This is a genomic window from Bacillus sp. FSL W8-0640 (assembly GCF_038007725.1).
GTDB lineage: Bacteria > Bacillota > Bacilli > Bacillales > Bacillaceae_G > Bacillus_A > Bacillus_A cereus.
Genome location: NZ_JBBOXT010000001.1, coordinates 2981826 through 2996066, shown reverse-complemented (window position 1 = coordinate 2996066; position 14241 = coordinate 2981826). Strand labels below are relative to the sequence as shown.

The window sequence follows — 14241 nt, the reverse complement described above, 5'->3', positions numbered from 1 at the left end:
TAATCAGTGGGGGATGAACAAAACCCCCACTGATTAAAGTTTCACTTTATGCATTTTGTTTACTAAGATCTCGCTGAGCTCCCCTATAGCTTCCAATTATATTTTGATAGCCTGGAAGATTGCTAGCAAGCAAATTGCCAAAACCTTCGACATCGTTGCGCCAATCGCGTTGTAATTCGCAAGCTACGCTAAACCAGTTCATAAGTTGCACACCACTATGTGCCATACGAGTATTGGCAGCATCTGCAACTTGTTTACTGAAAGTTCCTGAAGCATCCGTAACAGCAAATACTTCATATCCAGCTTTTATAGCGGAAAGTGCCGGGAAAGCAACACAAACGTCCGTAACTACGCCTGCGATGATAAGTTGTTTTTTTCCAGTTTCTTCGATTGCTTTTACAAAATCATCATTATCCCATGCGTTAATTTGTCCAGGTCGAGCTATTTTTGGTGCATGAGGAAAGAGATCAACCAATTCTTGCATTAAAGGTCCATTAGGCCCGTTTTCGAAACTTGTTGTTAAAATAACTGGTAAATCAAAAAACTTAGCAGTATGAGCAAGAGCTAAAACATTGTTCTTGAATTCATCAACACCATAGTCACGTACTAGTCCGGACATAAGACCAGTTTGATGATCTACTAAAAGCACAACAGCATCATCTTTGTTAATACGAGAATAGAGATCAGTCATTATGTATTCCTCCTAAAAATTAAGTAATCGAAGAAAGTTTAAATAGTCGGATACTATCATAAGTTTCTTCGTTTATAACTAAGCTGACCAATAATATTGGTTATAGCAGCATTCACAGAACATGAAGTGCTATACAATTTTATAGTATTTGAAAACTGATTCGTTAATCAATTCTAAATTATCTATAATTCGTATAGGTCGTAACTATAGTTGTTTTCACTATAAAATAGATTGGTTTTACCTATACATCCTATAGATAGAACAATATTGATAGTCACCTATTTTTGTTATTACAATTGAATAGGAGTAATGTTCAGTAATTATTTTTTGATGAAAAAGGTATTAGAGGGGGGATTGTTCCAAAAGGAGAAAATGAATGCATTGGAACAATAGAGTTTCATACTTAGAGTTCACAACATAAACGTGCATGAATAGGTTATGACATTCATCCGGATTATTGAAGAAAAGGATACATATTAGAATATTTTTTGGAGGTAGAAGCATGGCTAAAATTACTGTAGGAACCGAAAATCAAGAACCAATTGAGATATATTATGAGGATTATGGCACAGGAAAACCAGTTGTACTAATTCATGGTTGGCCGTTAAGTGGTCGATCTTGGGAATACCAAGTTCCCGCTCTTGTTGAGGCTGGATACAGAGTTATAACATATGATCGTCGAGGATTTGGAAAATCATCTCAGCCGTGGGAAGGGTATGAATATGATACCTTTACTTCTGATTTACATCAACTATTAGAACATTTAGAGCTTCAAAATGTCACACTTGTTGGTTTTTCTATGGGTGGAGGCGAAGTAGCCCGGTATATTAGTACGTATGGAACAGATCGTATTGAAAAGGCTGTTTTTGCTGGAGCAGTACCTCCATATTTATACAAATCAGAGGATCATCCTGAAGGGGCATTAGATGATGCAACAATTGAAGCGTTCAAAAGTGGTGTGATTAATGACCGCCTTGCATTTCTTGATGAATTTACTAAGGGATTTTTCGCAGCTGGTAATCGAACAGATTTAGTTAGTGAGCCATTCCGTTTATATAATTGGGATATTGCAGCCAGTGCATCACCTAAAGGAACACTTGATTGTATTACCGCCTTTAGTAAGACAGATTTTAGAAAAGACTTGGAGAAGTTTAATATACCTACTCTTATTATTCACGGTGATTCTGATGCAACTGTACCATATGAATATAGTGGGAAATTAACACATGAAGCAATTCCTAATTCTAAAGTAACGTTAATAAAGGGTGGTCCACATGGGCTAAATGCAACGCATGCTAAAGAATTTAATGAAGCACTCCTATCATTTTTAAAGGACTAATTACAACTATATAATTGTTAATTAATAAATTATAAACAAGTTAAAATAAAGCTTTATAAAAGATGCTCTTGGATAAATCCAGGAGCATCTTTTTAATGGTGATATTGAGATGTTAGGTTGATAAATCTCCATTAATTTTGGATTGAATACTCTTCTTAACAGCTAAAATATATTGATTAGAGTTTTTTAGATTTCTTAGAAGTATTGTTATATTACTATCAAGATAATATTTTGAATAATCCTCAAAACAAAGAAATATACATTTTTTTGAGGAAGAAATATCTTGTCAGAAAACAATAAAATCTTATTAATTTTTATAATTGGTAGAATTTTTGTGGAAATAATTCTCTTAATATATTAAAATAACATCGTATTATGTCAGATTTTAATTAGGGGAGAGAAATTTTATGTTGAAAAAAATCATTCCAGTTGCTTTAGCATTAAGTACAGTTACTTTTACTAGTGTATTTGCTATGCCTTCAGCCCAAGCAAGTACAGAACCAAACCGCTACATAGATGTACAAATGCTCGGTATTAACGATTTTCATGGGCAACTAGACACTGTAAAAAAAATTAACAATAAAGATGCAGGGGGAATTGAGTACTTAGGGGCTTATTTACGTGATCGTGAAAAACAAAATCCAAATACATTAAAGGTACATGCTGGAGATGTTGTTGGAGCAAGTACTCCTGTTTCAGCATTATTACAAGACGAACCTACAATTGAATTTCTAAATGATTTGAAATTCGATGTTGGAACGATAGGAAATCATGAATTTGATGAAGGTGTTCAAGAAATGAACCGCCTTATTTATGGTGGATACCATGAGAAAACAGGGAATTTTAAAGGAGCAAAATTCCCATATGTTGCTGCAAATTTCTATAATAAATCCACCGGTCGTTTATTTTTACCACCATTCACTATAAAAAAGGTACAAGGAGTTCCTGTTGGATTTATCGGAGTCGTAACAACGGATGTTCCTAACCTTGTTATGCCTACTATGCTAAAGAATGTAGAAATTACAGATGAAGTTGAAGCTATTAACAAATCCGTAAAGCAATTAAAAAAACTAGGCGTTAAATCTATCGTTGTTCTTGCACATAACGGAGGTATAACAGATGGGAACGGCGTAACAAATGGTGATATCGTCCGATTAGCAAATGAGACTGATCCAGAAGTCGATGTTATTTTTGGTGGCCATAGCCACACTTATGTAAATGGAACTGTTAATAATAAACTTGTCGTACAAGCAAATTCATATGGTATGGCTTTTGCTGATGTTGATGTAAAGATTGATCGTAAAACACAAGATATTGTTGAGAAAAAAGCAGAAATTGTTACAACTTATCATGAAGGCATAGAGCCTGATAAAAAAATAAAGAAGAAGATGGAGAAATATCAAGCAAAAATCGCACCTCTTGTTAATGAAGTTGTAGGTAAGTCTATTGCGCCACTAGATCGCAAACTCAATACGGCTGGTGAATCTACTCTTGGAAATTTAGTTGCTGATGCCCAGCGTACAACAATGCAATCCCAAATTGCACTTATGAATCCTGGTGGTATTCGTAATGACTTAGATGCTGGTGATATTACATGGGGAGAGATATATGGTATTCAACCATTCGGAAATCAATTAATAAAAGTAAATTTAACAGGTCAAGACATTCGTGATATTTTAAATCAACAATGGCAAAAAGACATAACAAGAATGCTTCAAATTTCAGGAATCCAATACACTTGGGATGCGAACAAGCCCAATGGAGAAAAAGTAACAAGTATTCGCTTAACGAATGGAGAAGAAATTATTCCTTCTAAAACTTACAGCGTCGTTGCTAACGCATTTCTAGCTTCAGGGGGAGATGGATTTGTATCCTTTAAAAACGGTAAAGATGCTGAAACAGGACCAACTGATTTTGAAGCATTAGTAGATTATATAAAAAAATCAAAAGAACCAATTCAGTCTATTATTGATGGAAGAATTCAAAAGATAAATTAGGTTTTTATTAATCTCAAAAACAAATAGATTACCTGTGCACTATACTTTTTCGTGTGCAGGTAATCTATTTTTTTGATTTGAAATAGTCTAACTGTGGCCAATGGGTATACCGTCTAGATGCAGAGTGCCAAAAAAAATGAAGTGAACAAAAAATAACCCCTAAATTAACTCTATGATAAAGAGACTACAAACAATCAAAATTTGGAACTTCATATTAACCATATATTAATTACGTTAATAATACATACTGAAATTGAATACTTTAGATAACATCATTTATAACGAATATCTGTACATTATAATGTTATGCAATGAGGAATTTACAATACAATGAATTGAAGCTTATTTAGTTTTATATTCGTATAAGTGAATTAAGAATTTCTTAAGAACCTATTAAGAAATAAGTGAGTTTTAGGAACTAGAATAAATGTATCTTAACAGTAATAAGAAAATGAATGTTTTAAACGGAAGTTGGCAGAGTATGTCAAAAAGCTATAAGTAAATATTTCAGGAGGTTTTTTATGAAAAAGAAAATAATTATTGCAATTGTTGCTTCTGCTATAACAATGACTCATTTTGTAGGAAATACTTATGCAGATTCGAAAACAGAGGTTTCTGTTACAGCTCCCTATAATACAAATCAAATAACGAAATGGTTAGAAGCACATGCAAAGCCTTTAAAAACAACTAATCCAACTGCATCTCTTAATGATTTGAAACCACTTAAGGATATGGTAGGTTCAGCTTCAATTGTAGGTTTAGGTGAAGCTACGCATGGGGCTCATGAAGTTTTTACGATGAAACACCGCATTGTTAAGTATTTAGTATCTGAAAAGGGCTTTACCAATCTAGTTTTAGAAGAGGGATGGGACAGGGCCTTGGAACTTGATCGATATGTTCTTACTGGTAAGGGAAACCCAAGCCAACATCTAACACCTGTATTTAAGACGAAAGAAATGCTAGATTTACTTGATTGGATTCGGCAATATAATGCTAATCCAAAACATAAATCGAAAGTACGTGTCATCGGGATGGACATTCAATCAGTAAACGAAAATGTTTATAATAATATAATAGAATATATTAAAGCGAACAATTCAAAACTGTTGCCTAGAGTAGAAGAGAAGATAAAAGGGCTTATTCCTGTAACAAAGGATATGAATACTTTTGAAAGCCTTACGAAAGAAGAAAAAGAAAAGTATGTTTTAGATGCTAAACAAATTAGTGCTTTATTAGAGGAAAATAAAAGTCATTTAAATGGGAAATCTAAAGAGTTCGTATGGATAAAGCAAAATGCTCGTATTATTGAACAGTTTACTACAATGTTAGCGACACCTCCTGATAAACCAGCGGATTTTTATTTGAAACATGATATTGCAATGTATGAAAATGCGAAGTGGACTGAAGAACATTTAGGAAAAACCATTGTATGGGGACATAATGGACACGTTTCGAAAACAAATATGCTTTCTTTTATATACCCTAAAGTAGCAGGGCAGCATTTAGCAGAATATTACGGAAAACGGTACGTATCTATTGGAACGTCAGTTTATGAAGGACAATACAATGTGAAGAATAGCAATGGTGAATTTGGCCCCTATGGAACATTAAAATCGGATGATCCAAACAGTTATAACTACATTTTTGGACAGGTCAAAAAAGATCAATTTTTTATTGATTTACGTAAGGCGAACGGCGTGACAAAAACTTGGTTAAACGAACAACAGCCAATTTTCGCTGGAATAACTACCGAAGGGCCTGATATACCAAAAACTGTTGATATATCATTAGGTAAAGCGTTTGATATACTTGTTCAAATTCAAAAAGTGAGTCCATCTCAAGTACATCAATAAATTTAGAATCATGTGCCTTAATGACAAATTTCATATAACACAATGAAATTTGTTTTATATAGCAAGAAGAATAATCGCATTAGAAAAAATCAGCAGTTTAACCTGTTAAGAGTAAAACGAATCTTACAATATGTAAAGCGCAAAAACACTGAAGCGAAAAGCATCGGTGTTTTTTGCGTTTTCGGGCACAGATACTACTTCAATCCTATTGTAGAAGTGATTTTGTATGTAAGGAATTTGTAAGGAATAGGTAAGAAAAAAGAGATTTTCATTGTGTAGGATAAAAATATAAGGAGGCATGAAGGGGGGAACAAGTACGGCCTACATATAAAACAAATAATCAGTAACAAGAGTGTTTTAAGGAAAAGAAGTAATTTCTATGGTTAATATGTATGTGGAAAAAGAGTGATTTAGAGATTGTTAGAACACAATGGTGTTTGTGAAAATAATGATTAGTACGTTGATTGCAAATTCAGTGTTGACTTTTATCATTGGGAGAGTTGATAGCTGTGTGGTTAGTATATGAGACAGCTATCAGCCATCAATATAATTTAAATAGAAGAGAGGAATTCTTTATGAAAACACGCAGTAAAATTACATGTGCAAGTCTAGCACTTTTAATAGGTGGAAGTTCCCTGTTATACATAACACCAACATTAATTGTAAAAGCAGAACCTACGCAAAATGTATCTAGTTCGTTACAAACAAGTACGCAAAGCGATCGTACTTCCGTTAAGAAAGCAATGCGAGATGAACTGCAACTTGGATACCCGGGAATACTCGCTAAAATTTCTAAGGGGGGTAAAACTTGGAGTTATACAGCTGGGGTAGCGGATCTGAAAACTAAGAAACCAATGAAAGCAGATTTTCGCTTTCGCATTGGCAGTGTGACGAAAACGTTCATTGCAACAGTTCTACTTCAATTATCTGGAGAGAACCGTTTGAATCTAGACGACTCCATTGAAAAATGGTTACCTGGTGTTATTCAAGGAAACGGATATGATGGTAACCAGATTACGATCCGGCAAATATTGAATCATACAAGTGGTATTGCTGACTATATAAATTCAAAAGACTTTGATATTACGGATATAAAAAAATCGTATACGGCTGAAGAATTTGTAAAGATGGGGATTTCACTTCCCCCAGACTTTGCCCCAGGAAAGGGTTGGTCTTATTCAAATACAGGATATGTAATACTAGGAATCCTTATTGAAAAAGTAACAGGAAACAGCTATGCGGAAGAGGTTGAAAATCGGATTATTGAACCGCTTGATTTGTCAAATACATTTCTACCTGGTAATTCAAGCGTGATTCCAGGCACCAAGCATGCCCGTGGCTATTTGCAACTAGACGGAGCGAGTGAGCTAAAAGATGTTACTTATATTAACCCAGGTAGCTCGGATGGAGATATGATTTCTACTGCTGACGACTTAAACAAATTCTTCTCTTGCTTACTAGGTGGCAAATTACTGAAGGAACAGCAGTTAAAACAAATGCTTACTACAGTTCCTACAAATAGAGAGGGAACCGGATATGGTCTTGGAATACTTGAAATTAAGCTTCCGAACGGTGTCTCGGTATGGGGACACAGGGGGGCCGTTCCAGGGTTTTCCACTTTTGCTGGTGGAACGCTTGGAGGTAAACATACACTCGCTATCAATTCGAACAGTTTAAACCTTAATAATCCAGAAGTTTTTAAAAACATTTTACTTGCTGAATTTAGCAAGTAGGAAAAACGGATAAATTTTGTCATTTGTAATTTCCATCGGAATGGATTACCGCTTGAAAGAGTATAGAGGGATTAAGTATCTATAATTGTGTAGGAGCAGTATTTGCAAAATTAGAAATTGAACTAAATTTAACCATCAAAGATAATATTAGCGGGAAAAATTTGAGGGACATTAAGGATTTTGTGAAGAGGACTTCAAAAATGAAATAACATTGTAATAACTTTCTATTATTAATTGAAAGTTATTACCCTATAAATTCAGTCATTTATTATATAACTGAGTGCATAAAAAATGAACCGAATTCTAATAAATAACGTAAAAGCTAAAAGAGTTTCGCTTTGGGAACATCTCAAAATAGTGAACATACCTATATTAAAACCCAAATTTCTCAATTTAATGCTGAGAAATTTGGGTTTTTCTAAAGGAATCAATTTTTTAAAAAATTTTTAGAAATTTAAAGATAAAGTATTGTATACATGTAAGTATGATTAAAAATGCAAAGTTGTAAATGCTAAATTTAATTAAATACGCCTTACTCTCTTTAACATTGGCCTGAATGAATAGTTTATAGGAGATTACACTGGCTAAAGATGCGATAATTGTTCCAAGCCCTCCAATATTTACTCCTAGTAATAAAGCTTTCCAATCAGAAGTAAAGTTTGATAGAAGAATTGAAGTAGGAAAATTGCTAATCAATTGACTCAAAAATATGGAACTAAAGAAGACTGAAGTATCTCCTCTTAAATTAGCGCGAGCAAATGTCCCCAGTGCATCGGAATGGGAAATGTTTCCGATAAAAATAAAAAAACAGACAAAGGTTATTAGAAGAAAGTAATCGATCTTAAATAGTAAGTTTCTATCTAACGTAAATGCTGCTATCAGTGTGACTATTAGCGCAATGTAATAATTAATAACACCAAAAATAGATGCAATGATAGTAATAAGTATCAAAATCCAGACGGTAGCTTTTTTTCGATTTTTCACGGTAATAACAGGTAGTTCTATTTTCAAATCTGTTTTTTGAAGTTTTTGAGTAAATATAAATAACAAACTAATTCCAAGTACAGCTAAAAGCAGGATTGAACCTAAAAATGGGATGAGCTTAATTCCATAGTAAGAATATAGGTATAAATTTTGTGGGTTTCCCATAGGCATCAAGCTACTACCGATGTTTGCCGCAATTGTCTGCAGGATGATTGTATCCATCATGTTCATTTGTGTTTTTTTACTAATGACAAGTGTTATTGGTACAAAAGTGAGGAGAGCGACATCATTTGTTACAAACATGGAGCAAATAAAGCATAACAAAATTAGAATAATAGATATTGACCTGCTGTTATTGCATTTATTTAAAATCGCAACGGCAAGTTTGTCTAATATCTTTAGCTGTTCCAAGGCCTTAATGGCTACCATCAGATTAAATAAGCTAATTAACACTTCAAAGTTAATATATTCGATCTTTGGCGAATGTATTAAGCAGCTGACAATTGCTAGTATCAGTGAAATGGTAAGTACTAAATCCTTTTTTAAAAATTCGAATTTCATAAGGAGTCTTTTTTTATTTTGAACAAATACTATTTCTTTCACAATACACCACCTGTAATTTATGTTAGTAAATATACGTTTTTTGGGATAACTCGATATTGCTAGAAAAGAGGATGACATAAGGTCCTAAATAAGAGTTTTGTAATGTTTCATCCCTTCAACAAAATCCTTTTTTTCTTAGTGTCTTTCATGTTGTAAATATGTGCAATATAGACGAATCCAACTAGGGGGATTAATTGAGAAAACAAATGTTTTTTGTATGATACCATAAATAAATTAAATGTTTTATTTTTTAAATATTCCTATAATATTCCGTTGATTCTTGATTTCAAATAATTTATATGAACTTCTAAAAGAGAAAAAGTATGCATGTTTATATGAAGAAAATAGAGACTTGTCAAAGGATAGATAGAACAAAATCTGCGACGTTTGGATACTGTATAAAATTCACAAAATCTCACTGTTTTTTTAGATGAAAAATCTTAAAAAATTTTTTGTTTTTATAAAAATCTGTACTTTTTCGTAACATTCTGTACTTTTAATTATAAATTAAAGACAAACTTCTCTTAGTTAAAGATTGAAAGCGCTTTATAGATTTTTCGTGAAATTTTTACCTAGCCTATTTTTGAGATTAGTAGTAAGAAAGGAGATATTTCCATGTTCTTAAGAAAATTAACAAAAAACCAGTTAATCACTATTGATTATTATGATTAAAATGTAAATCACCGGTAAACGAAACAAACATAATAGTACAACAACATTAGTGGATAAGAATATTAGTTTTGCAGAAGGGGATAGAGCATCTTGTGTATAAATGGTAAGTTTTTAGAAAATTCAGTTTCGCAGTTGCGTGTTGCGATGTTTGTTTAAACAGGCCAATTCTATTAATATAGAAAATTTTTATCCTTGTTGTATTTGAATATGAATGAGGTATTTATGCCAAGGAATATAGGTGATTTTATATAGATTATGATAGATAAATTTTTGGTATGGAGTGATAATATGGAAAGATTTTTTGTAGAGTTAGTCGGATCAACAAATGATTTTTTATGGTCTAAATTGTTAATTATTATGCTTGTTATTTGCGGAATTTATTTTACATTTAAATTGAATTTTGTACAGTTTCGAATGTTAAAAGAGATGGTCCGTGTATTAATGGAGGGGAAAAGTGGTTCTAAAGATCAAATCTCTCCTTTTCAAGCGTTTTGTATTGGTATGGCAGCCCGCGTTGGAACAGGGAATATCACAGGAATTGCGATTGCAATTGCATTAGGTGGTCCTGGAGCTGTATTTTGGATGTGGATTATTTCTATTATTAGCTCGGCCTCCAGTTTTGTCGAAAGCACATTAGCACAGATATATAAAGTAAAAGATAAAACTGGTTTCCGCGGTGGTCCATCCTATTATATGGAAAAAGGGTTGAATAAACGTTGGATGGGAGTATTATTCTCTATTTTAATCACAATTACTTTTGGTCTTGTATTCAATTCAGTACAATCAAATACAGTTACAATTGCTTTTCAAAACTCATTTGGTACAGATCGTCTAACAGTTGGGATAATCATGGCTATTGCTTTCGCTGCGATTATTTTTGGTGGTGTACAACGTATTGCAAAAATGGCTGAATACAAGGTGGTATTTTTAGCGGTATTATACATTGGAGTTGCATTATTTGTTGTAGTTACCAACATATCAAAAATGCCGGAAGTTCTTTCTCTTATTGTTCAAAACGCATTTGGTTTTAAACAAATAGCAGGCGGTTCAATTGGTGCAGCACTTATGAATGGAGTTAAACGTGGTTTATTTTCAAATGAAGCTGGTATGGGAAGTGCACCAAACGTTGCCGCAACAGCAACAACAAGTCATCCGGTGAAACAAGGACTGATTCAAGCATTTGGTGTATTAACGGATACACTGATCATTTGTACTAGCACTGCCTTTATTATTTTGCTGTCTGATGCATATAAACAACCGGGGTTAAATGGTATTGCACTTACACAAGCAGCATTAAGTGAACACATAGGTCCTTGGGCATCGGGTTGTCTTGCTATCTTTGTTTTTTTATTTGGATTTGGTGCGTTAATTGGCAACTATTATTATGGCGAAACAAATATTCGCTTCTTACATACAAGTAAAGTGTGGTTAATGATATACAGAATAAGTGTGTTGGCTATGATTGTATTTGGTTCTGTTGCAAAGATTCAAATTGTATGGGATTTAGCGGACTTATTTATGGGCTTTATGGTTATTATTAATTTAATTGCTATTACCTTACTTTCAAAAGTAGCATTTGCGGCGTTACAAGATTATATAAACCAGAAAAAAGCTGGTAAAGATCCTGTTTTTTATAAAGAAAACATTAAAGGACTTGAAAATATTGAATGTTGGGATAGTTATGAGAAAACTTCAAAAAAGAAAAGTGTGTAATAAGAAGGATATTCAGACTGCAATATGTCTGAATATTTTTCTTGGTTCTAGTGCAAATATTATTGATTATAGTAAAGAAAAAATCATTCTATATAAAGTTAATAGTACGGGGGAATATGATTAAATGATAAAGGATTCTAGCGTTCAAGTTGAGGGTCAAGAAAAAGTTTGCTTAGATCAATGGGTAGCTCATTATCGAGCGTATGCAGCTAAGGGACGAAGCGCCAGTTATATTCCCGCTCTGGGGGAAATAAATGTATCGCAGTTAGGTATTTGTATAGTAAAGCCAGATGGAACAATGATAAAATCAGGAGATTGGGAGATACCTTTCACATTACAAAGTATATCAAAAGTAATCGGTTTTATAGCCGCTTGTTTAAGTCGCGGTATTTCTTATGTATTAGAACGAGTTGACGTAGAGCCAACTGGAGATGCCTTTAATTCAATTATTCGTTTAGAGATACATAAACCAGGAAAACCTTTTAATCCTATGATCAATGCTGGAGCGATTACGATAGCTTCACTTTTGCCAGGGACATCGGTGCAAGAAAAATTAGAATCTCTATACGTATTAATTGAAAAAATGATAGAGAAGCGTCCCGCTATTAATGAAATAGTATTTCAATCAGAATGGGAAACGGCTCATCGTAATAGAGCATTAGCATACTATTTAAAGGAGAATGGTTTTCTAGAATCAGATGTGGAGGAGACACTAGAGGTTTACTTAAAACAATGTTCGATTGAAATAAATACAGAAGATATTGCCTTAATAGGGCTTATACTAGCACATGATGGATATCATCCTATTCGCAAAGAACAAGTGCTCCCTAAAGAAGTAGCTAGGTTAACAAAAGCTTTAATGCTAACTTGTGGAATGTACAATGCTTCTGGAAAATTTGCTGCTTTCATTGGATTACCAGCTAAGAGTGGGGTATCCGGCGGAATTATGACACTTGTTCCCTCAAAATCTAGGAAGGATTTATCGTTCCAAGATGGATGTGGTATTGGTATTTACGGACCAGCCATTGATGAATATGGGAATAGTTTACCAGGAATTATGTTGTTAGAACATATTGCAAAAGAATGGGATTTAAGTATATTTTAAAAAGGAGCACAGATATTTTGGTGTTAGAGCGAGTCCAAAAGTGTTCAGACCTTATATTGTGTCTGAACATTTTTGAGTTATAAAGTATCTTTCTAAAGTAGAAGGGTGTAATGAATACTCACAATCTATAATGCTTTCGTTTATATCTTATTTATCAGTTTTTGAAAAAAATAGAGTAAGTATTGTATTAATGCAAATAGGTTTGTATACTGACTGTTAGGCGAAAGTGAGAAGTGATTATTTTGAATCTTAGTAATTTAGTAAAAAAAGACATCTATATTCTCGTTTTAATGATACTTACAGTACCCTTAGTAGGTGAAATAAAGTCATTTCCTTTAAATGAAACATTTAGAATGAGCTTTGGCGCACCAACATTTTTCTTTTTTTTGTTATTGTTTCGACGAATTCCAGCATTTTTACCGGGTTTTTTAACAGCGATAGTCGTTGTAGTATTTCGTATCTCAATGGATGTCATTATAAAGGGAAATATGGATTGGCTAGCCGCTTTTCATACTCACTATCCTAGTTTTTTCTTTTATTTTACTTATTCGTATCTCTTTCATTTAGCAAAAATCAAACGTTTTTATCATCAACCACTAATGATTGGTTTTATTGGTTGCATGATTGAAATACTGTCAGACTGTGTGGAATTAATGATTCAATATTTCGTATTAAAAACATCAATCACATCCGAAGCAATAAATGAGATCATTGTTATCGCATGTTCCCATAGTTTTATAGTTCTAAGCTTTTTCAATATGATGAAATTGTATGAAGCGCAATCAAGGGAGAGACACATAAAGAAACAAAATGAACACATGCTCATGCTCATCTCTAATTTATATGAAGATGCTGTTCATTTAAAAAAAACATTACAAGATGCTGAGAATATAACAAAAAAATCCTATGATTTATATAAAACCTTAGACTCTTTTGAGCACAAACAGATGGATTTTCAGTTTGGGGATTTAAGGCAACAGGCATTACAAATTGCTGGTGAGGTCCATGACGTTAAAAAGGATAACCAACGTATTTTTGCGGGGCTTTCAAAACTAATTTCTGATGAAAGTTTTACAGATTATATGTCTGTACATGAACTAGTAAATATCATTATACGGGCAAATACGAAATATGCACGCTTGCTAGAGAAAGATATCCAATTTGTGTATAAAATTGATGGTGTGCATCCTCATTATCATATTTACACAATCTTATCTATTATAAATAATATCGTTACAAACGCTGTAGAAGCTATCCAAGGTATGGGAACCATCACAATTGACATTAATAAAGACCACCATTTTGTTGAATTTCAAATAGGCGATAATGGTCCTGGTATTTCTTCAAAATATAAAGATTCAATTTTTGAGCCTGGGTTTACTTCTAAATATGATGATTTAGGCAACCCATCGACAGGTATCGGATTATCGTATGTTAAAGAAATGGTCGAACAACTTGAAGGTGATGTTACGCTTGAGGACAGAACCGAAGGAAAAGGATCAATTTTTATAATTAGATTAGGGATTGATCATATAATTTCGAAAGGGTGAT

At 33.2% G+C, this 14241-nt stretch carries 9 protein-coding genes; 7 read left to right on the top strand and 2 right to left on the bottom strand.

Annotated features, from left to right (window positions below):
• Positions 1 to 46: 46 nt before the first annotated feature.
• Positions 47 to 691 (bottom strand): isochorismate family cysteine hydrolase YcaC, encoded by a 645-nt coding sequence (gene ycaC, locus N2V80_RS15510; RefSeq protein ID WP_000131214.1) that lies wholly within the window; start codon positions 689 to 691, stop codon positions 47 to 49.
• Positions 692 to 1193: 502 nt separating this feature from the next.
• On the opposite strand from ycaC, the gene N2V80_RS15505 reads away from it, so the two are divergent.
• The 4 genes from N2V80_RS15505 to N2V80_RS15490 all read left to right on the top strand — a co-directional run bounded on the left by N2V80_RS15505 (position 1194) and on the right by N2V80_RS15490 (position 7613).
• Positions 1194 to 2030 (top strand): bromoperoxidase, encoded by an 837-nt coding sequence (locus N2V80_RS15505; protein ID WP_001074330.1) that lies wholly within the window; start codon positions 1194 to 1196, stop codon positions 2028 to 2030.
• 407 nt (positions 2031 to 2437) lie between these two features.
• Entirely contained in the window at positions 2438 to 4027 is a 1590-nt protein-coding gene (locus N2V80_RS15500; RefSeq protein WP_061655835.1) for a bifunctional metallophosphatase/5'-nucleotidase, read from the top strand.
• A 521-nt stretch (positions 4028 to 4548) separates the two neighbouring features.
• Positions 4549 to 5880 (top strand): erythromycin esterase family protein, encoded by a 1332-nt coding sequence (locus tag N2V80_RS15495; RefSeq protein WP_000726838.1) that lies wholly within the window; start codon positions 4549 to 4551, stop codon positions 5878 to 5880.
• A 575-nt stretch (positions 5881 to 6455) separates the two neighbouring features.
• The gene (locus tag N2V80_RS15490; protein WP_002103315.1) at positions 6456 to 7613 is read left to right on the top strand and encodes a serine hydrolase domain-containing protein; all 1158 of its coding nucleotides are present in this window, start codon (positions 6456 to 6458) and stop codon (positions 7611 to 7613) included.
• A gap of 435 nt (positions 7614 to 8048) precedes the next feature.
• Here the strand turns inward: N2V80_RS15490 and N2V80_RS15480 are convergent, their stop codons facing one another.
• Entirely contained in the window at positions 8049 to 9200 is a 1152-nt protein-coding gene (locus tag N2V80_RS15480) for an anion transporter (protein ID WP_000659286.1), read from the bottom strand.
• Positions 9201 to 10160: 960 nt separating this feature from the next.
• Between N2V80_RS15480 and N2V80_RS15475 the strand changes: the two genes are divergently transcribed.
• The 3 genes from N2V80_RS15475 to N2V80_RS15465 all read left to right on the top strand — a co-directional run bounded on the left by N2V80_RS15475 (position 10161) and on the right by N2V80_RS15465 (position 14240).
• Positions 10161 to 11585 carry an alanine/glycine:cation symporter family protein gene (locus N2V80_RS15475; RefSeq protein ID WP_000439285.1) on the top strand — a complete coding sequence of 475 codons (1425 nt, stop codon included), beginning with the start codon at positions 10161 to 10163 and terminating at the stop codon, positions 11583 to 11585.
• Positions 11586 to 11709: 124 nt separating this feature from the next.
• Positions 11710 to 12690 carry a glutaminase GlsA gene (glsA, locus tag N2V80_RS15470; RefSeq protein WP_000588648.1) on the top strand — a complete coding sequence of 327 codons (981 nt, stop codon included), beginning with the start codon at positions 11710 to 11712 and terminating at the stop codon, positions 12688 to 12690.
• 233 nt (positions 12691 to 12923) lie between these two features.
• Positions 12924 to 14240, top strand: a complete 1317-nt coding sequence (locus N2V80_RS15465; protein WP_000584793.1) for a sensor histidine kinase — start codon at positions 12924 to 12926, stop codon at positions 14238 to 14240.
• The last annotated feature ends 1 nt before the right edge of the window (position 14241 follow it).